Genomic DNA, 19,341 nt, shown 5'->3' on the forward strand with positions numbered 1-19,341 from the left:
TTGAATTGCCTGTCAAGATGCAGGCTTCCCGCGGTTAGACGGAAAGACCCCATGCACCTTTACTACAACTTCACACTGGCATCAGGCCAAGCATGTGCAGGATAGGTGGTAGGCTTTGAAGCAGGGACGCTAGTTCCTGTGGAGCCTCCCTTGAGATACCACCCTTGCTTTGCTTGATGTCTAACCGCGGTCCGTTATCCGGATCCGGGACCCTGTGTGGTGGGTAGTTTGACTGGGGCGGTCGCCTCCCAAAGAGTAACGGAGGCGCGCGAAGGTTGGCTCAGAGCGGTCGGACATCGCTCGTTGAGTGCAATGGCAGAAGCCAGCCTGACTGCAAGACTGACAAGTCGAGCAGAGTCGAAAGACGGCCATAGTGATCCGGTGGTCCCGAGTGGAAGGGCCATCGCTCAACGGATAAAAGGTACGCTGGGGATAACAGGCTGATGGTGCCCAAGAGTCCATATCGACGGCACCGTTTGGCACCTCGATGTCGGCTCATCTCATCCTGGGGCTGGAGCAGGTCCCAAGGGTATGGCTGTTCGCCATTTAAAGAGGTACGTGAGCTGGGTTTAGAACGTCGTGAGACAGTTCGGTCCCTATCTGCCGTGGGTGTAGGATACTTGAGAGGAGTTGCCCCTAGTACGAGAGGACCGGGGTGAACGGACCACTGGTGGACCTGTTGTCGTGCCAACGGCAGTGCAGGGTAGCTATGTCCGGAAAGGATAACCGCTGAAGGCATCTAAGCGGGAAGCCCCCCTCAAAACAAGGTATCCCTGAGGGCCGTGGTAGACCACCACGTCGATAGGCCGGAGATGTAAGCGCAGCAATGCGTTCAGTTGACCGGTACTAATTGCCCGATAGGCTTGATTTGATCCAGAAGCAGTCTGGCTCGATCGAGAGCATACGCCGCTCTTGACTTGGAAACGTCATCACTGATGACGATGTTGTTCTTTTGGTTTGGTGGTCATAGCGCAAGCAAAACACCCGATCCCATCCCGAACTCGGCAGTTAAGTGCTGCAGCGCCGATGGTACTGCGTCTTAAGACGTGGGAGAGTAGGTCACCGCCAAACCTAATGAGCAACATCGTATGTATCTCTCGACGATGTTCGATTGAAACCGCCGCCTCTCTGAGGCGGCGGTTTTTGTTTTGAAGACACCATCGCGATCTCAGCATGTGTAGGACCAGTGCTTTGGAGCCCCTCGGACATCGTGATAGTGTGGGCAGAGAAATCTACCTGCCCGAAGCTCGGCGCGCTGCCCTTTCGCAGTTAACTGAAGAGGCCACGGGCTCGATCCGCCTGTACCATTCCACATGAGTTAGAAAGGGCGACGTACTCACCTGCCTTATTGGCGGCCCAGGCTTGCAGGAACGCGTCGGCCTTTGCATCGAGCCAGACGAGCAGCATTGGACGCTCCAGCTGCACCAACTTCGGTGCAACGATCTTGGCTTGGGTCAGGATCAGCCAGAGTGCGATCACGACCCCCAAGACAAGACCAATGCAACGAAAGGAAGAACGAAGGCGTGCAGGAACATGCCGTGGCGATAGGATGGGACGCCCAAGCGCAGCAAGTGGAGGCCGCGCCCTGGGTCCCCGGGTGTCGCTTTCAGTCCCACATCGGCACGACGTCACGGAAACTTGGAAAACTTCCCCGCCGACCCTTGCGGTGCCACGGAATGACGGCTAGATGACACTTCGGTGACGCGGGGTGGAGCAGCCCGGTAGCTCGTCAGGCTCATAACCTGAAGGTCGTAGGTTCAAATCCTACCCCCGCAACCAAAAACAGCAGCAATTACAGCTGTTTGCGCAGCCCCTCCGCGGGGCTGTTTTGCTGTCCTGTAGTCGAAACAGCACCTAGCTAGCCGCCACAGAGCGAGTCGTTGGGAAAGTGTCATAGGGCCTCGCTGAGCGAGTGCAGCGCACGGTAGCCCTTCAGCTCACAGAGTTCAGCTAGCGGGGACTCTGGCGGCAAATCGGCGAACGAACCTAGATCGCAACGCCCATCATGTCTACGACACCCCATGTCATGCAGGACTTTGGAGCAATACTTTCATGTTCGCAGAAGTTGATGTTTTCCAGCTGCTCGGGTTCAAGTTCAGGTAGGTCTACTCTGAACTCCGCTTCACCTAAGGGGTCTATCCAAATCGGTGTTTCGGCAGAAATCTCTTGCGCGTTGCCGTCCGCGTCGAAAATGCTGAGAGAAATACGGACCCAAGTAGTAACATGGTCGGCCGTCCTGTTTTCGAGGATGCCACCCCAGCCAACCGTTTGCTGGTTCATCCTTGGTCCGGCGCGTCCGGTCGCATGGTCGTTGTCATATAGACGCTTCTGAAAGGTGCTGACACACGTTGCCCTGACGGCCTCTTTGGACAGAAGTTCACTCCTTGAATAGTCCATGCAAGTTTCGACACCCTTCAAGGTGCCCTGATACGTCGCCTCGTTTATCGCTCGCTGCACGGGCTCAACACCAAAGACCAAGGCCGCTACGAGACACGCTAAACCGACAATCAGAATGTTCTTCATCTAGCATGTCTCCGTCAGGCTTTCGCGGAGCTATACCAGCTTTCCGAGGACCAAAATGCGGCGATTGCAGGGCCCCACGGAGGGAAAGCGGGCATGTCTCAGGCAGCGGTTCGCTGAAGCCGAACGAGTTGAGACGAGGCTCGCTGTAGTCGCGCGTGGAGCCGGTTTGTCCCTTTGGGCAGCCACCCCCCTGAGCCCCCCGACCTGCGACTGTGGGTGCGGCTGTAGCGGCGGCTCGCCTTGCTGCCATCGTGCCAACCACGGCGGCTGCTCACTCAGCATAGGCCTTCCTCTTCCCACCGGCGAAGGCACCGCAGCACGCCGCCATCGCCCTTCTCACCGAGCCAGTCGATCCTGTCCAGCCCACCAGCTTCAGCTTCGACGCGTATCCGCGCCTCGAACGCGTCGAAGGAACCATAGGCGCGGGCGATGCGCGAGAGCCGGGGCCGCCGCGCATCTTCGAGGCGGGCGACCCGCGCCAATAGTGCCCGCGCGCTACCCATCGCCTTTCAGCACCTTCAGCGCAGCGCCTAGACGCAGGGCGGCAGCGAGATTCGCATCATTTCGGGCTTGCCGATCTTTCGCCGCTTCCAGTTCGCGCTGGTGCAGCAACTTCTGCTCTTCAGGCGTGACGGTGTGGTCAGGGTCGTCCTTCGCCACGACACTTTCGTTGCGCCAATGGCGGCCATAGGCGAACGTTACTCCCCGATCCTCCTCCTCCACAGGGCGAGGCGTCCGGACGGACCCGCGGGCTGGATCGAACCAGCGATCGGGTGGGGATGCGCGTCTCATTCAATCGCCCTCAACTGCCTCAACACGCCATGCGCTTCACGTCGAATCTCAGGATCGTCGCTGTCCCGCATCAGGTCCCCCATTGCCGTCACCAAGATGCTTCGCACCTCGCCATGCTCCTGGTCGGTGAGGGTGGCCATGAAGTGCGCTATGCTGCTGCGGTTCCGGTGCATGTATTCAGGACCGGTGACCGGGACCACTTCGATATGGTGCTCCATCACGTCCGCCATCTCGCGCGCCCATGTCACTGCCGTCTCGTACTCCGCGATCTTCTTGGTGAGAAGCACGCGCCGTCCGCTGGGCGTGCCAATGCGCACCTCCACGAATAGGTCCTCCGGCAACGGTTCGTATGCCGCAACCATGTTGCGCTTCGTATGAATGACGCTCATCGCTTCACCTCCCGAGATTCAAGTTCGAGGATCCGCCGCTCCAGCTCCGTCACAGCCTCGATGCCAGCGACCGAACTGAGGCACCCAATCAGGATGCGCCCGGTGTCGGGGTCCACTTCGCCGTTCGCCACCGCCTGCATGATCTGACGGGCTTGCTCGGCAAGTGGCGCATCCCTGTTCAACTCGAACTGGACTCGCTCCGCCTGCGACTTGATGACGGGAGCGCAGCGGGACAGGACCAGCCCCGCCGCGGTCATGTCGCCTTCCATCGCCGCGTCAATGACCACGCGGGCGACAGCGGGTGCGTCATCCATCAGCGCCCGTGTCACCTTCGTTCGCTTATCAAGGACACCCTTAGGACGCCCAAGAGGGTTCGGACTTGCCATACCGGCTTCCCACTTCGTGGGTGCGGGCTTTGGCACGAAGCCCTTCTTCCACTCGGGTTGGATAAGTTCGGTCTGCTTTGCCATCCGTCGATCCTGATCTTATCAAGGTGCGAGCAGCGTCACGCGGAGGTGGCTTTGTCAGCCGCCATCTGTGCGAGGCGGACTTGCCTCGCCTTGGTGGACGTGCCGCCCACAGCCTTTTCCATCGCAACGAAGACCTTGCCTGCGTCACGGTCCAGCATCGCCTTCGCCTGTTGCAGAACGTGCAGGCGCTTCGCCACGTCGGGACGCTGCTTTTGGTTCCAGTGCTTCAGGTACGTCTTCTGTAAGTCAGGGGTCAGGCCGCTGAGGTAGGCAGGCCCCATCAACACAGCCCCGACTGTCAAGCTGTCTCCACCGTCCACCGCGTCGCTGATGAGCTGGTGCAGCTTGTCTGTCGGCAGTGACTTGGCATGGGCGCGTATCTCCGCCGCGACGCTCCCTGACGCCTTCTCTGCAATAGGCTGCGCAAGCTCGCCCTCAAGGTATCTGATCGTAGTCGTAATGCGGGCACTGGTGGCGTCGAATGTCCGGGTCGCGCTCTCCAGCTTCTTCGCCGCGAAGCCGTCCAGCTGGAGCAGGCGGGCGTCTGCCGTCTTGCTGGTGTCCTGCTCCACCTTCTCGCGGGCGTCCCATACGGAGCGGACGTTCTCGTAGGCGGTGCTGAAGGCGGTCATGACCTGGGCGAGCACGTCCTTCGTGTCGTCACCGTAGCCGTCAATGTTTTCCACAACGCCGGGATGAAGAGCCGGGGTGATGCGGGTGTCCACTTTCACGTCGTCTGTGATGCTCATTTTCGTCCCTCGATGCCTGATCTGGCTACAAATGTGCTATAAGCGTACCTGCTCTCGCTTTAGGTCCACTAGCTTTTTCTTTTCCTAACAATGCCTTAGGTCGATGGGGGAAAGGGTCGGCGGACATATTGCGGATATGCGGGTCCGTAATTCTGAGGGGGCAGTCTTGGTCCTAGTCCTCTTCCGGCAGGGCTTCAGCTATGACGCCTGGCAGATGCTCGCCGAGTTCAAGGATGAAAGCGATAGTCAATTCGGTGTCGGGCTTATCGATTGGCCACAGAGTTATGCCCGCTAATGTTGGGTTCACGTCTGCTTCGTGAGCAATTTGGTTGCGCCTCTTCCAAATACTCTTTAACTGGCCCTTTACTTGGACATCAGTTCGCCTGTCACCCACTACCTTCCCTTCGTTCAACCTCTCAGTAATCTTCTGCCAGGGGTTTGCACAATAACATGAAAGCATCTCCGCTAACTTTGCTGGGTCAACAAATGCCTTGTAGGAGTTGGACTGACGAATCTGGCTTTCGGCCGCGTTAGATCGCTCCTCAGCATCATTGATGGTCATCAACTCCATTGGTAGGGTGATATTTCGCGTTTTCAGCGAGGACCGAAATCTGTGCTTGGCCTCTACCAACGCAAGCTCATGCGCAAAGAAATCAAACGAGCTAACCGCTAGGATGTAGGCTGACCGCAGAGCGTCATCATTTGCAGGGTCACGAATGCGAATGGCAGACAGCGCATCGAATAGGCTAACCATCTGACGTGCCCGCTCGACAGCGTGTAGAAAGGTTGCAATCGCGTCGTCAAACCTTTCCATTGGAGCTAGAAACTATCAGCTAGTGCGATCACCTTTTTCGCTCCGCTCTCGAAGCCCAACCGCACGTCGTCGATTTTGTTCCTGTACGTATCTGCGACATTTCCGCGGAACGTTGTATCGGCTTGGAGATCGATGGCGAACACGGGTTTTGCAAGTTCCTGAGCCGTCGCGATTAATCCGTCGAGCGAACCGATTTCCATTAAAAACTGATCTGTAGGTGCACCGGCGGAATTGTAGACCTCGTCCGGAAGCAGCATTTTTGCGTTGCGCAAGGCTTCTAGGAGATCCGCCTCCCTTGTCTCTGCAAGTCGATCAAACCACCTTTGAAAGGCCTGAGTAGGCCTGGCTTCCTCCTCGCCTCTGGCCCGCTTTCGAAAATTCTGGACCGTCGAGCCAAGATATTTTGGGCTGGAATCTGGAAATGGGTAATCGGCCATCTTCAATACGGCATTGCTTGCTGCTTTCTTCCCCCATTCTGACCACTTTGGAAGCGTTCGAGAAAGTGATCTGAGCGCCATCGAGGAAAAAAGATCTGGCGCCATTGGAATTATGAATGCGTCGCTGGTCATGAAAAGATTCTGATTGATCGCTCCAAGGCTTGGACTCATGTCTATAAGTGCAAAATCTATGGAGTTCTGTTCGCCGGTAATAGTGATCGCATGGTGCAGCGCTCCCGGAATGTTCTGGAGCGCTGAGAGCGTATTGCTAAGTTCATGTGAGACTGCAAGCTGGCTTTCATACTCAGAAAGACCGACGTGCCCGGGTAGTAAGAAAAGGTCACGGCACGTCGGTGACGGAAAGAGTTCGGTTGGTTCAATCATGTAGGGGCGCGACTCAAATGCCGGCCGAACCGCATCCCGGATATTTCGCGGCTTTTGCGGAACTTCGCTTTCAAATGGATAGTCCTCTGCGTCAACATCGCCAAGAAAAACGCCTGTCAGATTACATTGTGGGTCGCAGTCCACAAGCATCGTTCGCTTACCCATCAACGCTAGCATCCAGCCAAGATGAAAGGTCATCGTAGTCTTGGCGACGCCGCCTTTATGATTGAAGATTGCGATCTGTTTCATCTAAGTTCCTAGTATTGCTGTCATCCATTATGACGGTAAACTATATGAAGCGCCAAGAGTTTTCGTACGACGTTGCTGACATATTTCGAAGTAATGTCCTGCTAGTGAAAGGCTAGACGGCTTTTTATCACCACACGCAGAACGGATGCACGCCAAGGGCTTAGGCCCCGGCGGCGGACATATACCCAATATGTGGGTCGACCGACGGCCCAACTTTCGCCGGATTGAATCGGGATGGTGGCAGTGCCTCAGAAGGGACTTGGATCATGAGCAATGACGCGACGCGCAAGTGGGCGCAGGAGCAACACCAGCGAGAGATGGACGCCGAGCGTCGCTCCGGTGGCGGCTATGCTGTCTGCCTGCACTGCAACAATCCTTTCCCCGTCTCCGAAGGTGTCGTCACGCCTGATGCCGCCATCTGCGACGTCTGTAACGACGATTAGGAAGCTACCTGCGCGGCTCCTGCTGAACTGAGCCCAAGGAGCCAGCGAGTCGCGCGGCCGGGCGTGTCTGCGCACGGTGGGGAGGGTGGTATGCGGGGAAAGTGGGGGCGATGGGGCCTTACACATTCAGCTAAGTTATTGTTTGGTATCACGCCCCCCAGTTTCCCCACTCTCCCAGCACAGTCCCCACTATCACCACACTACGGAGTTTCTTTAGGGGTTGTGCCCTTGGGGCGGCAGAACCAGCAACCGCCGTCGTTTCGCTTCTCCAGATAAGTGTTGCTGTTCTTGCTCCACCAGTTCTCTGTGGCCACCTTCTCCGTGATCGCGATCATCTTCACTAGGTCTACTCGGAGCCATTCGCGGTCAGAGCGTTCCGCGAAGAAAGCTTGGAGCCACACGGCGAACGGAAGTCCATACTGGCTTTGGGGTCCGCGAGCTGGACCTACGGCGGTCTTCGGCGTCAAGGCGTGGTCAAGCTGTTCCCATGCCGGTCGGGTCGCGTAGATCGGCGTCTGGTAGTCAGGGTCCGTCCCGACCTCGACTTTCTCCGTACAGAAACGCCATGCGCCGCCGGGATGCTCTGGAAGGTTCACCTTCACTTGAATCATCGCCCTTTCAAACTGGTCGGGCTCGTAGTCGTCTGTGGCAGGCGGCTCGATAACAGCGATGAGGCTCCGGCAGGTCTGGGCGAAGGCGGCAGACCCGAGAACCCGATGCAGCATTGCGCGGGCGGTGTCCTTGGCGAAGTGAGTGACGCAGACGACTGCGATCCGGTGCTTCTGTGCGAGTATCAGCCACGGCTCAAGCACGGACCGGAGCTGCCCGGCGTCGTTGAGGTCTACCCTCCGCAGCTTCTGCCCCGGCAGGTAGCTTGTCACCGGGTCAATCACCAACATGGCGAAGGGGTGGCCCTCTGTCTCCGCGAAAACCAACCACTCCGCCACCGCGCCTAGGTCATCCTGCATCGAAAAGGTGTTGCGCTGGCCCTCTTGGGTCACGCCCTGAATCTCAATGACGTTGTTCAAGTTGGCGCCGCACGCCATGAGACGCGGCACGGTCATTTCCTCAATGCCATCCTCGCTCCCGAGCCACAGGACGCGGGAGGCCGGGCGCACGGGGTGAGGTCGTGTTGCGTTCTCGCCGGGTTGAGCATGAAACTCGCCGGGCCAGGGCGAGCCCGTGGTTATCCTCGCCGCGATGTCCGCCAGGACCGTGGTCTTGCCCGCCCCAGTCTCGCCCGCCAGCAGGGTGATGTATCCCTTCGGGACCCATCCGGTCCAAAGCCATTGAATGGATCGCGGCTGCACTGAACCGAGGCTGCGCCCAACTAGGGTGCGCGGGCCATTGGCGACCGAAGGCGAAAGGCCCTTTCTGATTTGCTCTCGTCTGGTCCGCGCTTCCTCGACCTTCAACTCAGCTTCATGTTGCTTGGTGATCTTCTCGGTAAGATCTGCCGCGTTCCTAAGTTCCTGCTCGCGCAGCCGGGCTGTTCGCTCTTCGGGCGTCAAGAGCGAGTATTCGTATGCCTTGTTCCAATGCTCAAGGGCCGCCTTGCGCTGCTCGGGCGTCCAGCTCGGATTGTCTTGAAACTCGAGTGAATCTTTCATGCGCTCTTCGAGCCAATTGTTAGGCATGCTGCAACCCCTCCGCGTTTAAGCGCAGGGTGTCGTTGCCGGTCCCACCGGCCTGTTGCATACTGCTCATGTTGCAGTCCTTTCGTATCTGATTTGGCTGGGACAGTTCAAAGTCTGGATGACTGAGGGGGCCGGGTCGCGCCGGTCCCCTTTTTCGTGGGCACGGCTATGTCCGTGCTGGATGGCGGGCACACCTGATGCGGGCGCACCCTTGCTGCATTCCGCGTTTCGGCCGTGGGCGTTCATATTCATGGTATGAAGGCCGACCTACGCCGCGTTCTCGCTGGTGCTGTGCTTTGCGCCCGACACCAACCACGCGAGGACGTCGCGTTCTGAATACATGACGCGGCGGGTGCCCGGCGGCTGGAAGTAGCGCGGGCCAACGCCTCGCACGCGATCACCCTCCACCGTGCGCTCGCTGACGCCGCGCAGGTCAGCTAGTTCCTTGCTGGTGATCGGACGTTTCTTGGGGGTGTAGTTGAACAGCTCGCAATGCTGCTCGAAAGTCATATCCTCAACGGACAGTTCCTTGTGGGCCATACTCTGGACTCCAGCTTGCCGGAGCCGCGACGTGCGCGGCGGTCGGCGTTTGAGCTGTGTCCTGGGGGGCTTTCACCCTTGCTCCACTTCGTTCGGTTCTCTGGAACTTGCCTCGTGGGCGTGCCCCAGTGCGGCACATTGCAGCTATAGTAGCTGTCGCGTAGCAAGTCGTACAAGCGAAGCCTGCAGTCGGAGGCAACCCGCCTCGCTAGAGCGGGTCGAGTTCGAAATTAGTCATCCATACCTTCCCGGCCGTTGAAGTAGTCCTGAATCTCGAACTTCATTTGGGAGATGAATTCGGTCGCCGTGTATTCGAGCTGATCGCCGCGAAGCACCTCGTCGGTCTTTGCGAGGATATGGCTGATTTCTTTACTCGTAAGGTGAATGCGGCTGTAGCGCGTTGAGCGCGGCCTACTGATGGTCTGCATCTGAATATCTCCTGTTCAGATGCCCGCCGCCTGAATCAAAAAGCAGGCGGACGAGCGGTTTCGTCAGCGCCTGCTCAGGAGGACTACCTCACGCGGTCCCGGACCATTCGTTGCATGAAGATGAGTATTGAATACCCAGTCCAGCGCGACCTGACAAGTGTCAGATGTGGCAACAACGCGGGTCGCCGCGCAACGCCGCGCTAGAGCCGGGGAGCGAGCCGGGAGCCACCTTTCCCCCGGCCATCCGCCATCCCCTAGCGCCGCCCGAAATTTTCGGGGGCTACGCGCGAGCGGGGAGCGCCACCACGTTGTCGCCCGCCGCGATCCGCCCTTGGCGCTCAATGTAGTCACCGATGCGCTCAACCTCGGGTTGAAGCCACTCGAGCTTGGTAAGATCGAGGTAATTCCGAGCTGTCACGTCCGCAGCGGCGGGAACATGGCACGTCAGCAAGTCAGTGCGAAATTTCTCGATCAGGCATTCACGGAGCGAGATGTTCGTGAAGGTCCGCCGCAGGTCATGGCAGCTCAGCCGCTTCGCAGCTAACTCGCTGATCAGTTGCATCGGGGCGCGAGGGTCGAGGATGTGCCCAGCTTTGGAACGCGAGGGGAAGACATGGGGGTTTCCCTTCACCCGTTCGCGCTCCCGGTTCCGCAGCACAGCGATCGCCTGCTTGCTGACCGGCAAAAAAACCTCGCGCCCGTTCTTCGGGTCGGGCAGGTGCCACCAGCACTTGGCGGGGTCGTCGTCCAAATGCACCCGATCCCAAGTCAACATGGCTCCTTCGTTGCGGCGAGCGCCCGTGAGAAGGAGGAACAGAATCAGGTCGATCCCGGCGAGAGCGTCGACGTTCTTCGGGTTCGCGCGGGCTTCGTGCAAAGCGTTCCATGCAGCACCGATGGTCGCCTTGTCGATGTACCGCTGCGTCCGCGTCCCGAGCTTGGCCCAGTGATCCTTCAAAATGTCGACCGGGTTGTAGAGGAACAGGGGGGTTCCATCGGCGCGCCGGTACTGGCGGCTGGCGAAGTTGATGAGCGCCCGAAGCGTGGTCATGCTGAGATTCGCCTGACCCGGCGCCGGTCCCTTACCGCGCAGACCCATCGTCGCCATTTCGCGGTGCCGCTTGCGCACCATGTCCTCGCTGATGGAGGTGATGGGCTTGTCAATCCACGCCGCGAACACCTGCTCAACATGCCTGCGGGACTCCGCCGAACTGCTGGGCTTCAGCTTGCCGGGCCGGCTCAGATACGCCTCCATCACCTCGCGCAGAGTGACCTGCTCCGCCTCCGCGGCCCTCTTCTCGGCGTTCGGGTTAATGCCGTCGCGCATCCGCTGAAGCGCCGCCAGTGCCCGCTTCCGGGCCTGATCCTCGGTGTAGAGCGGAAAGCGACCGATGGTGACGATCACCACCTTCCCCTTTGCCCGCCCCTGGGCGATGAAAGAACGCACCCCTGTCGCGGTGACCTTCAGCCCATAGCCAGACACGCGGTCGTCCCAGTGAATCTTGTGCCCTGTGGCAGGCACATCTACCCCTTCAACGAAGGTCTTCGTGAGCTTCGGCATGTGGTTTTCCTTTGACCAAAACTAGCGCCCAACTAGCGCACTAGAATGGTGTAAGGCGTTCTGCCACGTCCTTACAAGGACATCAAGATACTGAAATTAAATGATAAAGCGCGCTCTTGCGTAGAAACCCGTAGTAGGCCGTAGACTGCAAACTCAAACTCATAACCTGAAGGTCGTAGGTTCAAATCCTACCCCCGCAACCAACACCCTGAAAAATGGCGAACGTGCAAACTTCAGGCGCTCGCGAGTGTCGCCCTTCGGAATGCCGATACGGTCCCGGATGCAGCGAAAACGAGCGCTGCCGTGCACACGATGGACGGGCCGGCGGGCGTGTCCGCCACTAGTGCCACTCGGAGACCGACGAGGACGGACATGGACCCTATGATGCCCGCCGTCAGAACCATCCTCTCCGGCGTTCGCGACAGCGGACGTGCGGCCGCTGCCGGGACGATCAGCATGGCCGAGATCAGGAGAATGCCGACCACCTTGATCGCGACGGCGACTGTCACTGCAAGGGCGAGCGTCAGGACCAGCCTCTCCCGCCGGGGGTCGATGCCGTCCGCGTAGGCCAAGTCCTCGTTCAGCGTCGCTGTCAGAAGGGCCGACCAGCGCCAGGCGATCAGGCCGGCGACGACAAGCGCTCCGCTCCAGATTGCCGCGACGTCCAGGCGCGAGACGGCGAGGATGTCGCCGAAGAGGTAGGCCATCAAGTCGATCCTGACGCCCTGAAGGAACGACACGGCCACCAGCCCGAATGCCAGCGCCGAGTGGGCAAGAACGCCCAGGAGGGTGTCCATTGAATGGGTGCGACCAGACAGGGCGTTTACCGTCATAGCCATGGCGAGTGCCACGCCAAGCGCCCCGAGAAAGACCGAGACCTGCAAGGCCAGGGACAGCGCAACGCCAAGTATTGCGGCGTGGGCTGTCGCATCACCGAAATAGGCCATGCGACGCCAAACAACGAAGCTGCCCAGGGGTGCCGTCGCGACGGCCACGCCTATGCCGCCAAGTGTGGCGCGGGTCATAAAGTCGTCGAGCATCAGTCGGCCGCCTCATTCTCGGGATGCGCGTGATTGCAGGTCGCGCCATCGGAGTGGGCGTGACCGTGATGCGAGTGGCCGTGAGCATGGTCATGGTCGTGGCGGTAAAGAGCAAGCGCCCCGCCGGTTCCGCTGCCGAACAGCGCCCGGTATTCCGGTGCGGAGGACACCACGTCGGGTGTTCCGTGGCAACAGACGTGACCGTTGATGCAGATCACCCGGTCCGATGCCGCCATGACGACATGAAGTTCGTGGCTGATCATCAGGACGGCGCAGCCCGTGTCGCGCCTGACTTCCTCGATGAGGCGATAGAATGCTGCCGACCCTGGCTGGTCTAGTCCCTGTGTCGGTTCGTCGAGTAGCAGCAGTCCCGGGCGTGACACCAGGGCACGCGCCAAGAGGACTCGCTGAAGCTGTCCGCCGGACAAATCCGCCATCTGTCTGTCAGTGACATCCGGCACTCCGGCGCGAGATAGGGATGACGCGATCTGATCGCGCGTTGCGCCTCTTCGCAGGCGAAGGAATCGCGCGACGGTCATGGGCATCGTCGGATCGATGTGCAGCCGTTGCGGAACATAGCCGAGGATCAGGCCCGAGGCCCTTTTGATGCGGCCGGCAGAAATCGGAACAGCACCCACGATGGCGCGCAGAAGGCTGGTTTTGCCCGACCCGTTCGGCCCGACGATTGTGACGATCTCGCCTGCGTCGATGGACAGGCTCACGTCGTGCAGCGCCTCATGGCTGCCGTAGCGCACCGACAGATCGCGCACGTCGAGAAGGCTCATGCCGCTTCCTCTTTGGCGCAGGCAGGACACAGGCCCTCGGCCTCCAGCACAGTGCATTCGATTCGGAAACCTGCTGCTCTCGCGGCATCGCCGAGAGCCCCCTTCGCCGTCGGCGTCATCGCCTCGGCGACAGACGCGCAGACCCGGCAAATCATGAAGGCGGGTGAATGCGCGGCCTTCGGGTCGGCGCAGGCGACGAAGGCGTTCAGGCATTCGACCTTGTGCACGAAGCCGTGCGAGACAAGGAAGTCCAGCGCTCGATAGGCAACGGGCGGCTGAGATCCGAACCCGGCATCCCGCAGGCGGTCCAGAACTTCGTAAGCCCCAAGGGCGCGGTGATCCTGCAAAAGCACCTCGAGCGTCTTGCGCCGCACCGGGGTCAACCTCAGCCCCTCCCGCGCGCATAGAGCTTCAACGTCCGTCAGGCCCGATCGCACGCAGGCGCCGTGGTTATGCCGCTCAAATGCAATGGCGCTGTGTTTCTCGGAGTGGCTTGTCACGGGCGGATGATCTGTCCTAAGAGTTGATATGTTATAAGATCACATGGAGCGACCGATGTCCAGAATCCCCCTGACGGCGCTGACGGCGGCCTTCGGTCTCGGAACTGCGGCCTATGCCGAGGTTCCCAGGGTAGTCGCCGACATTGCGCCCGTCCATTCTCTCGTGGCGCGCGTGATGGAGGGTGTCGCCGCGCCCGAGTTGATCCTGCCGCCGGGATCGAGCCCGCATGAACACACTCTTAGGCCATCCGAGGCCAAGGCGCTTCAGGACGCGGAGCTGATCTTCTGGATCGGCGAGGATCTTACTCCCTGGTTTGGCGAAACCATCGCGACCCTTGCCGATGGCGCTACCGAGGTCCCCCTGTCCGAAGTCGAGGGCAGCTTGATTCTGCCTTTCCGCGAGGGCGTACTGTTCGACAGCCAGGATGCCCACGACCATGATGACGATCACGGCGAAGACGAGAATGACCCTCATTCTTGGCTTTCACCGGACAATGCTGCTCTGTGGCTCGACGCAATCGCTGGCGCCTTGTCTGATGCGGATCCAGATCATGCCGAGGTCTATGCGATCAACGCGAAAGCGGGTCGCGAAGAGTTGTCGGCGACCAGGGACGACATCGCCAACGTATTGGCTCCGCTGAAGGAGCGCAGGTTCGTGGTGTTTCACGACGCTTACCAGTATTTCGAGTCGACCTTCGACCTTCAGGCCTTCGGGGCCATCTCTCTCGCCGATGCATCGGACCCCAGCCCGGCGCGGATCGCCGAGATCAGGGACAGGATCGCTGAGGACGGGATCGACTGCGTTCTGGCGGAACCGCAATTCAATGCGGGTCTGGTCGACACTGTGCTGGACGGAACCACGGCCCGCACTGCCGTCCTCGATCCGCTAGGCGCGTCGCTCGAGCCGGGACCGCAATTCTATACCCAACTTCTTCGGAACCTGGCGAATGCCCTGTCGGATTGCCTGTCTTGACCTTTGAAACCCGCCGCCCCTCGCGCTAGAGACGGAGCAGGGACCGCGTTCGAAGGTCTTTCCAAAGGCCGAGGACCGGATGCTGAGCGACAAAGACCATCAGGCCGCTGCAGACAGGATTCGGCCCGCGGAAACCACGAGGCGGGACTGCGCCCTGCCGCCTCTCACATTGTTCGCGATGACCATTGAGGATGCCATGCCTTCCAGCCCCTTAGGCGCCATTGGCGTCACTTTCGAATGAGATCGACATGACCTCTTCTCTTCCTCCCAACTCCTTCAAGGTGGCGCTGCGCGACGGCCGCGAGCAGATCGGCCTCTGGGCTTCGATCTCGGACCCGTCCGTGGGCGAGATGCTTGCGGGGTGTGGGTTCGATTGGCTCATGCTCGACACCGAGCACTCCACCATCGGACCGGCCGAAGTCGTGACATATCTGCGCGCCGTCGCGACCTCGCCCGTTGCGGCCGTCGTCCGCCCGCCGTGGAATGACGCCGTCGCGATCAAGAAGCTGCTGGACGCCGGCGCCCAGACGCTCCTTGTTCCGTTCGTCCAGTCCGCCGACGAGGCCCGCGCTGCGGTCGCCGCCGTGACCTATCCACCGAAAGGCATTCGCGGTGTTGCTGGTGTCACGCGCGCCACCCGGTACGGGACGGTCGAAGGCTACGCCGCCCGCGCAAGCGAGGAGATTTGCCTGCTCGTCCAGGTCGAAACCCGCGCGGCACTGGAGCAACTGGACGACATCGCTGCAGTCGACGGCGTGGATGGAGTCTTCTTTGGCCCTGCCGACCTGGCCGCGAGCTTCGGATATCCTGGCCAGCCGAACCATCCTGAAGTGCAGGCAGCGATCCTCGACGGCATTAGGAGGGTGACGGCGAAAGGTGTTCCCGCCGGTCTTCTGTCGCTCGACCAGCCCTTTTTGCACGAGGCAAAGAAGGCCGGAGCGCTTTTCATCGCTGTCGACGTGGACGCTGCACTCCTTCGTCGCGCCGCCGTCTCTCGCCGGGCGGAATGGGAATAGGGCGGGATAGCCGCTCGAAATTCACGCTGTCACGAACTGATTGGTCCGACATTCGCCTGTCACACGAACCATGCTAGACTGGGCGTCGGGACAGGTGGGATTGCATCATTCCCGCGAAATCTTGAAGCGCCGTTTGATGTTTCAAGTTGTTTTGGCCGCGCTCAAGATAAGATCGGCGCGACTCAGGTCTGAGGGTGAAGGTAAGGGTTTGAGATGCAGGTCGAACGCAAGATTGCTTATGCGCCTAGAACGATCGAAGTCGGTCAGAAGATCGCCAGGCTTCACGAAACATGCGTCGGCTGCTCCGGGTGCCGCGGCCTTTGTCGTGAGTTTCTTGAGCTGCTCACTCTTCCAGAGGCCGTGGTCCGCACGGCCTGACGTTTAGCCTTCGCGAAACCGTGTGGCCAACTCATCGGGCAGGGCGGCTGACTTCAATGCTTGAGACGATGGATCGCGGATTGTCCACACGCGCGTTTCCTTTCCCTCGACGCAGATCGTCTCGCCCTTTCTCAGGACATGCCCAATGAGGAACGAAGATCGACGCACCTCGAGGATGGAGGTCTCGATCGTCACCTCCTCGCCATAGCGGCACGGCGCGCGGAACGTCGCCCCGGTCTCGACCACGGGACAGCCGGCCGCGCTGAAATGGGCGAGCATCGCATCCTTCGGCCATCCGGCGGCCTCGTAAAGCAACGCCGTCGCATGATCGAACCAGCGGAAATAGTTGGGATTGAAGACGATGCCCGCAGGATCGCAGTCGCCCCATTCGATGCGACGGTTCGTGATGTTCGAAAGCATCCTAGAGCGTCTGGCCGTCGACCTGACGCTCGAGTTCGAGGATCGTCTGCGACAACCCCTCGCGGTGCGGCGTGAGTGTTTCCACCTCGCGCCAAATCTCGAGCGCGTCTTCAGGCCGTCCAAGCTCCTGCAGGATCAGCGCCAGCCCGCTCATCGCCGCGAAATGCTTTGGATTGAGCGAAAGCGTCTGACCGATGTCCTCGACCGCCTGACCGAATTGCCCGGCCATGAAATAGGCTGTCGCGCGTCCGTTGTAGCCTTCGGCGAAGTCCGGGGCGTGGTCGATCAGAGCACTGAAGTGTTCGACAGCGGTCTTCCAGTCGCCACTTTCCAGCGCTTTGCGCCCCCGCTCCAGAAGCAGGTCCATCGATGGTGAGCCTGATTTCGACCAGATATCGTAGATCCGCTGCTCGATCTGTGCTGCGGCGGCAGGATCACCGCCCCTCAGACCCTCGAAAAGAGCGTCGAGTTCGGAGTCCTCAACAGCCAGAGCTGAGCCAGATATGACGAAGCCGGTCACAAGTGCCGCTACGGCGTATTTGAGAGTTGACGTTCTGCGGCCCATATATCGAGTTTAGCGCAACAGCGGGCGAATGCGAGCCCGAAAGACCCCAGGAAGGATACCCGGATGAGCGAAGTGATCGACCAGGCGGTGACCGCCCTCAATGCAAAGTTGGGCCCGGACGGATTCGACGGCATCGCCAAGTTCGTGATCGAAGGCGAGGGCGCGGTGATGCTGGATCACTCCGGTGCGCGCGCCGCCGACGAAGAGGCCGACGTCACCATGACTGCCGATACCGAGACGTTCCGCGACATCCTCGAAGGCAGCCTGAACCCGACGTCCGCTTTCATGACTGGCCGCCTTAAGATCGACGGCGACATGGGAGCCGCGATGCGGCTTGCGCCCGTCCTTTCCTGACGATGGACAAGGCGCCCTACCGCGCCGATCTGGCACAAGGTCCCGAGGATGCGTCGACGTTCTGGGTCCGTGCGAACGACGGCGTCCGGCTGAGGCTGACGATCTGGCGGCAAGAGGGCGCGGGGGGGACGGTCCTGCTGTTCCCCGGTCGGACCGAATTCATCGAGAAATACGGACGCCTTGCCCGCGATCTCACGGCGCAGGGATTGGCCGTAGCGACCATCGACTGGCGAGGGCAGGGGTTCTCGGACCGGCTTGCGGGCGACCCTAGTCTTGGGCATGTCGGCGCTTTTCCGGACTACCAGCGTGACGTCGATGCGCTTCTTTCGGCCGCCCGAGAGGCGAGGCTGCCCGAGCCCTTCAATCTCCTCGCGCATTCCATGGGTGGATCCATCGGATTGCGTGCGCTGTGCGAGGGCCTTCCGGTGGCGCGGGCGGTCTTCACGGCGCCGATGTGGGCGATCAACCTGCCCGTCGCACTGCGCCCTCTGCCTTTTGTGCTGCCGCCGGTTTACCGCCTGGCGCGCAGGGGGCTGGACTATGCGCCGGGCACGAGGCCGACGAACTACATTGCGGACACAGGATTTGTCGAAAACCTCCTGACCACGGATCGCGACAGCTATGACATCCTGGGCGCCTATGCAGCGGCAGAACCGATGTTCGCCCTTGGCGGTCCCTCGGTGCACTGGGTGGGCGAGGCCGCAAAGGAAGGTCGTGCGCTCATGCGGATGCCTCGCCCGGACGTACCGACACTGACGTTCCTAGGCACGCTCGAGCAAGTCGTATCGATCACGGCCATAAATCGCATTCACGCCGACTGGCCGTCCGCGGAACTTCGGCTGGTTGAGGGCGCCAAGCACGAGCTTCTGATGGAAGCGCCCGCAATCCGCGCGCAAGTCCTGTCGCAGACGCTCGAGTTTTTGGCGCCCGACCGGATTCACGCCACGCGATAGATACGCTCGCCGCGCAGTGGCCTTGCGGCGGGGCCGTGCGGCAGCCCACGCACGATCTCGGCATCTTGTCGGCCCTCGTCCCCAAGGGCGGCCAGAACGAAATCGCGATCGAGAAAACCTTTGTAGGATAACCCGGCGCGATCGGCCGCTTCGGCGGCATGACTCGGACGGGCATTCGGACATTCGCCTGGACAGGGCGACGTCTCGGAGAGAAAACACGCGCCGCTTCCGCGGCAAAACTTGAACTCGCACATACTACCCACCCAACACTTGTGGTCTTGATGCGTCGAAATTACGGCGAAACTTTGGCAAAGGCAAGCGCAAACTTGTGTAATATCAAATAAAAACAAATAGTTAATTGAAAAAGTAAGAGGCGCGCTCCGCCCCACCGGAACGCGCCTCGCCCCACCCAGGCCGATGCTCTGTTTACCGGGAAGGCAGTCGCCGGCGAGCATCGGTGAGCATCCTGTCAGTCGGCCGTCTAGCGGCCCTTTCCTGGCGATCTGCGGTACAGTGCCGGCCGGTCGCCGTTGAATCTCGAAAAGGTATTGGAATATCTGTCCTCCCCATCCGGCTGCGGCGCCGGAAAAGGCGCCGCAGGCCGGGGGGTATCGGCAGAGGTCGTACCGCGTCCGGAACCAGTCCTGACGGACCGGGTGAGAGCCGGATTGGACAGAGAGCGGCGCGACACCACAACCATTAACCTTTCACACACACACGAGGCAGGGACACATTCGCCTCAGTGACTTTCTTAAGGCAGGAATATGGCAGGAATAGGGCGTGCATTTGGTCGAGAGGCCCTCCAATCGTGGCCTATCGGACGCTGGAGACCATCATTATGTACCACGCGTGGTCACTCGGCCGCCTCGACGCTTAGAACGCCGTCGGTCATCACCAGAATCGGGCCAAAATAGGGCGACATGCCTAGAGAGGTGCGGGCG

Annotated in this window: 24 protein-coding genes, 1 tRNA gene and 2 rRNA genes (1 of these 27 only partly in view); 8 read left to right on the top strand and 19 right to left on the bottom strand. The window is 60.3% G+C overall.

Going from position 1 to position 19,341, the window contains the following annotated elements; translation table 11 throughout:
* Window positions 1–871 (top strand): 23S ribosomal RNA (locus tag C8D95_RS00835); it begins 1,960 nt to the left of the window's first position.
* Window positions 872–956: 85 nt separating this feature from the next.
* Window positions 957–1,071: ribosomal RNA gene (gene rrf, locus C8D95_RS00840) — 5S ribosomal RNA — on the top strand.
* A 198-nt stretch (window positions 1,072–1,269) separates the two neighbouring features.
* Here the strand turns inward: rrf and C8D95_RS00845 are convergent.
* Entirely contained in the window at window positions 1,270–1,479 is a 210-nt protein-coding gene (locus C8D95_RS00845; protein ID WP_146202971.1) for a hypothetical protein, read from the bottom strand.
* Between the two features lie 223 nt (window positions 1,480–1,702).
* Here C8D95_RS00845 and C8D95_RS00850 point away from each other — a divergent pair.
* Window positions 1,703–1,779, top strand: a tRNA-Met gene (locus C8D95_RS00850).
* 207 nt (window positions 1,780–1,986) lie between these two features.
* On the opposite strand, the gene C8D95_RS00855 is transcribed toward C8D95_RS00850, so the two are convergent.
* The 8 genes from C8D95_RS00855 to C8D95_RS00890 all read right to left on the bottom strand — a co-directional run bounded on the left by C8D95_RS00855 (window position 1,987) and on the right by C8D95_RS00890 (window position 6,807).
* Window positions 1,987–2,523 (bottom strand): hypothetical protein, encoded by a 537-nt coding sequence (locus C8D95_RS00855; protein WP_109757260.1) that lies wholly within the window; start codon window positions 2,521–2,523, stop codon window positions 1,987–1,989.
* 275 nt (window positions 2,524–2,798) lie between these two features.
* Window positions 2,799–3,026 (bottom strand): hypothetical protein, encoded by a 228-nt coding sequence (locus C8D95_RS00860; protein ID WP_126918473.1) that lies wholly within the window; start codon window positions 3,024–3,026, stop codon window positions 2,799–2,801.
* The gene (locus C8D95_RS21880) at window positions 3,019–3,183 is read right to left on the bottom strand and encodes a hypothetical protein (protein WP_164721554.1); all 165 of its coding nucleotides are present in this window, start codon (window positions 3,181–3,183) and stop codon (window positions 3,019–3,021) included. The genes C8D95_RS00860 and C8D95_RS21880 overlap by 8 nt, the downstream gene beginning before the upstream one ends.
* Before the next feature lie 128 nt (window positions 3,184–3,311).
* Window positions 3,312–3,704, bottom strand: coding sequence for a hypothetical protein (locus C8D95_RS00870; protein ID WP_109757263.1), 393 nt, complete (start codon window positions 3,702–3,704; stop codon window positions 3,312–3,314).
* Complete coding sequence (locus C8D95_RS00875; protein ID WP_206508406.1) at window positions 3,701–4,174, bottom strand: DUF5681 domain-containing protein; 474 nt, start codon at window positions 4,172–4,174, stop codon at window positions 3,701–3,703. The genes C8D95_RS00870 and C8D95_RS00875 overlap by 4 nt, the downstream gene beginning before the upstream one ends.
* A 35-nt stretch (window positions 4,175–4,209) precedes the next feature.
* Window positions 4,210–4,923: a hypothetical protein gene (locus tag C8D95_RS00880; RefSeq protein ID WP_109757264.1), complete on the bottom strand. Its 714-nt coding sequence runs from the start codon at window positions 4,921–4,923 to the stop codon at window positions 4,210–4,212.
* A 172-nt stretch (window positions 4,924–5,095) separates the two neighbouring features.
* On the bottom strand, window positions 5,096–5,737 hold the full coding sequence (locus tag C8D95_RS00885) for a HEPN domain-containing protein (protein ID WP_109757265.1): 642 nt from the start codon (window positions 5,735–5,737) through the stop codon (window positions 5,096–5,098).
* Between the two features lie 5 nt (window positions 5,738–5,742).
* Window positions 5,743–6,807: a ParA family protein gene (locus tag C8D95_RS00890; RefSeq protein ID WP_109757266.1), complete on the bottom strand. Its 1,065-nt coding sequence runs from the start codon at window positions 6,805–6,807 to the stop codon at window positions 5,743–5,745.
* A 266-nt stretch (window positions 6,808–7,073) separates the two neighbouring features.
* Between C8D95_RS00890 and C8D95_RS21885 the strand changes: the two genes are divergently transcribed.
* Window positions 7,074–7,250, top strand: coding sequence for a hypothetical protein (locus C8D95_RS21885; RefSeq protein ID WP_164721555.1), 177 nt, complete (start codon window positions 7,074–7,076; stop codon window positions 7,248–7,250).
* Window positions 7,251–7,450: 200 nt separating this feature from the next.
* Here C8D95_RS21885 and C8D95_RS00895 read toward each other — a convergent pair whose 3' ends face one another.
* The 7 genes from C8D95_RS00895 to C8D95_RS00925 form a co-directional block, all read right to left on the bottom strand.
* A complete protein-coding gene (locus C8D95_RS00895) occupies window positions 7,451–8,860 on the bottom strand; it encodes an AAA family ATPase (protein WP_164721556.1) in 1,410 nt (469 codons plus the stop codon).
* A gap of 294 nt (window positions 8,861–9,154) precedes the next feature.
* A complete protein-coding gene (locus tag C8D95_RS00900; RefSeq protein WP_109757268.1) occupies window positions 9,155–9,427 on the bottom strand; it encodes a helix-turn-helix transcriptional regulator in 273 nt (90 codons plus the stop codon).
* Window positions 9,428–9,657: 230 nt separating this feature from the next.
* Window positions 9,658–9,855, bottom strand: coding sequence for a hypothetical protein (locus C8D95_RS00905; protein ID WP_109757269.1), 198 nt, complete (start codon window positions 9,853–9,855; stop codon window positions 9,658–9,660).
* A 280-nt stretch (window positions 9,856–10,135) separates the two neighbouring features.
* Window positions 10,136–11,416: a tyrosine-type recombinase/integrase gene (locus tag C8D95_RS00910; RefSeq protein WP_109757270.1), complete on the bottom strand. Its 1,281-nt coding sequence runs from the start codon at window positions 11,414–11,416 to the stop codon at window positions 10,136–10,138.
* Between the two features lie 233 nt (window positions 11,417–11,649).
* On the bottom strand, window positions 11,650–12,456 hold the full coding sequence (locus C8D95_RS00915) for an iron chelate uptake ABC transporter family permease subunit (RefSeq protein ID WP_109757271.1): 807 nt from the start codon (window positions 12,454–12,456) through the stop codon (window positions 11,650–11,652).
* On the bottom strand, window positions 12,456–13,241 hold the full coding sequence (locus tag C8D95_RS00920) for a metal ABC transporter ATP-binding protein (RefSeq protein WP_109757272.1): 786 nt from the start codon (window positions 13,239–13,241) through the stop codon (window positions 12,456–12,458). The genes C8D95_RS00915 and C8D95_RS00920 overlap by 1 nt, the downstream gene beginning before the upstream one ends.
* Complete coding sequence (locus C8D95_RS00925; protein ID WP_109757273.1) at window positions 13,238–13,741, bottom strand: transcriptional repressor; 504 nt, start codon at window positions 13,739–13,741, stop codon at window positions 13,238–13,240. Before C8D95_RS00925 ends, C8D95_RS00920 begins: the two co-directional genes overlap by 4 nt.
* Before the next feature lie 55 nt (window positions 13,742–13,796).
* On the opposite strand from C8D95_RS00925, the gene C8D95_RS00930 reads away from it, so the two are divergent.
* Together C8D95_RS00930 and C8D95_RS00935 are read left to right on the top strand one after the other, a co-directional pair.
* Window positions 13,797–14,714, top strand: coding sequence for a zinc ABC transporter substrate-binding protein (locus C8D95_RS00930; RefSeq protein ID WP_109757914.1), 918 nt, complete (start codon window positions 13,797–13,799; stop codon window positions 14,712–14,714).
* 248 nt (window positions 14,715–14,962) lie between these two features.
* A complete protein-coding gene (locus C8D95_RS00935; protein ID WP_109757274.1) occupies window positions 14,963–15,730 on the top strand; it encodes an HpcH/HpaI aldolase family protein in 768 nt (255 codons plus the stop codon).
* Window positions 15,731–16,111: 381 nt separating this feature from the next.
* Here C8D95_RS00935 and C8D95_RS00940 read toward each other — a convergent pair whose 3' ends face one another.
* Both C8D95_RS00940 and C8D95_RS00945 read right to left on the bottom strand, forming a co-directional pair.
* Window positions 16,112–16,528: an acyl-CoA thioesterase gene (locus C8D95_RS00940; RefSeq protein ID WP_109757275.1), complete on the bottom strand. Its 417-nt coding sequence runs from the start codon at window positions 16,526–16,528 to the stop codon at window positions 16,112–16,114.
* 1 nt (window position 16,529) lies between these two features.
* Entirely contained in the window at window positions 16,530–17,048 is a 519-nt protein-coding gene (locus tag C8D95_RS00945) for a tetratricopeptide repeat protein (protein ID WP_249033301.1), read from the bottom strand.
* 108 nt (window positions 17,049–17,156) lie between these two features.
* Here C8D95_RS00945 and C8D95_RS00950 point away from each other — a divergent pair, with 108 nt between their 5' ends.
* Both C8D95_RS00950 and C8D95_RS00955 read left to right on the top strand, forming a co-directional pair.
* Window positions 17,157–17,447, top strand: coding sequence for an SCP2 sterol-binding domain-containing protein (locus C8D95_RS00950; protein ID WP_109757277.1), 291 nt, complete (start codon window positions 17,157–17,159; stop codon window positions 17,445–17,447).
* Window positions 17,448–17,449: 2 nt separating this feature from the next.
* Window positions 17,450–18,400 carry an alpha/beta fold hydrolase gene (locus C8D95_RS00955; protein WP_109757278.1) on the top strand — a complete coding sequence of 317 codons (951 nt, stop codon included), beginning with the start codon at window positions 17,450–17,452 and terminating at the stop codon, window positions 18,398–18,400.
* Here the strand turns inward: C8D95_RS00955 and C8D95_RS21645 are convergent.
* A complete protein-coding gene (locus tag C8D95_RS21645; protein WP_126918474.1) occupies window positions 18,385–18,855 on the bottom strand; it encodes a hypothetical protein in 471 nt (156 codons plus the stop codon). The genes C8D95_RS00955 and C8D95_RS21645 overlap by 16 nt on opposite strands.
* Window positions 18,856–19,341 lie beyond the last annotated feature (486 nt).

The sequence above is a fragment of the Silicimonas algicola genome, assembly GCF_003148765.1.
Classification (GTDB): Bacteria; Pseudomonadota; Alphaproteobacteria; order Rhodobacterales; family Rhodobacteraceae; genus Silicimonas; species Silicimonas algicola.

What these genes read in the sequence shown, in the direction of transcription:
- C8D95_RS00855 (WP_109757260.1), bottom strand. Translation starts at nt 2,523, where the DNA reads ATGAAGAACATTCTGATTGTCGGTTTAGCGTGTCTCGTAGCGGCCTTG.
- C8D95_RS00860 (WP_126918473.1), bottom strand. Translation starts at nt 3,026, where the DNA reads ATGGGTAGCGCGCGGGCACTATTGGCGCGGGTCGCCCGCCTCGAAGAT.
- C8D95_RS00870 (WP_109757263.1), bottom strand. Translation starts at nt 3,704, where the DNA reads ATGAGCGTCATTCATACGAAGCGCAACATGGTTGCGGCATACGAACCG.
- C8D95_RS00875 (WP_206508406.1), bottom strand. Translation starts at nt 4,174, where the DNA reads ATGGCAAAGCAGACCGAACTTATCCAACCCGAGTGGAAGAAGGGCTTC.
- C8D95_RS00880 (WP_109757264.1), bottom strand. Translation starts at nt 4,923, where the DNA reads ATGAGCATCACAGACGACGTGAAAGTGGACACCCGCATCACCCCGGCT.
- C8D95_RS00885 (WP_109757265.1), bottom strand. Translation starts at nt 5,737, where the DNA reads ATGGAAAGGTTTGACGACGCGATTGCAACCTTTCTACACGCTGTCGAG.
- C8D95_RS00890 (WP_109757266.1), bottom strand. Translation starts at nt 6,807, where the DNA reads ATGAAACAGATCGCAATCTTCAATCATAAAGGCGGCGTCGCCAAGACT.
- C8D95_RS21885 (WP_164721555.1), top strand. Translation starts at nt 7,074, where the DNA reads ATGAGCAATGACGCGACGCGCAAGTGGGCGCAGGAGCAACACCAGCGA.
- C8D95_RS00895 (WP_164721556.1), bottom strand. Translation starts at nt 8,860, where the DNA reads ATGAAAGATTCACTCGAGTTTCAAGACAATCCGAGCTGGACGCCCGAG.
- C8D95_RS00900 (WP_109757268.1), bottom strand. Translation starts at nt 9,427, where the DNA reads ATGGCCCACAAGGAACTGTCCGTTGAGGATATGACTTTCGAGCAGCAT.
- C8D95_RS00905 (WP_109757269.1), bottom strand. Translation starts at nt 9,855, where the DNA reads ATGCAGACCATCAGTAGGCCGCGCTCAACGCGCTACAGCCGCATTCAC.
- C8D95_RS00910 (WP_109757270.1), bottom strand. Translation starts at nt 11,416, where the DNA reads ATGCCGAAGCTCACGAAGACCTTCGTTGAAGGGGTAGATGTGCCTGCC.
- C8D95_RS00915 (WP_109757271.1), bottom strand. Translation starts at nt 12,456, where the DNA reads ATGCTCGACGACTTTATGACCCGCGCCACACTTGGCGGCATAGGCGTG.
- C8D95_RS00920 (WP_109757272.1), bottom strand. Translation starts at nt 13,241, where the DNA reads ATGAGCCTTCTCGACGTGCGCGATCTGTCGGTGCGCTACGGCAGCCAT.
- C8D95_RS00930 (WP_109757914.1), top strand. Translation starts at nt 13,797, where the DNA reads ATGTCCAGAATCCCCCTGACGGCGCTGACGGCGGCCTTCGGTCTCGGA.
- C8D95_RS00935 (WP_109757274.1), top strand. Translation starts at nt 14,963, where the DNA reads ATGACCTCTTCTCTTCCTCCCAACTCCTTCAAGGTGGCGCTGCGCGAC.
- C8D95_RS00940 (WP_109757275.1), bottom strand. Translation starts at nt 16,528, where the DNA reads ATGCTTTCGAACATCACGAACCGTCGCATCGAATGGGGCGACTGCGAT.
- C8D95_RS00950 (WP_109757277.1), top strand. Translation starts at nt 17,157, where the DNA reads ATGAGCGAAGTGATCGACCAGGCGGTGACCGCCCTCAATGCAAAGTTG.
- C8D95_RS00955 (WP_109757278.1), top strand. Translation starts at nt 17,450, where the DNA reads ATGGACAAGGCGCCCTACCGCGCCGATCTGGCACAAGGTCCCGAGGAT.
- C8D95_RS21645 (WP_126918474.1), bottom strand. Translation starts at nt 18,855, where the DNA reads ATGCTCGCCGGCGACTGCCTTCCCGGTAAACAGAGCATCGGCCTGGGT.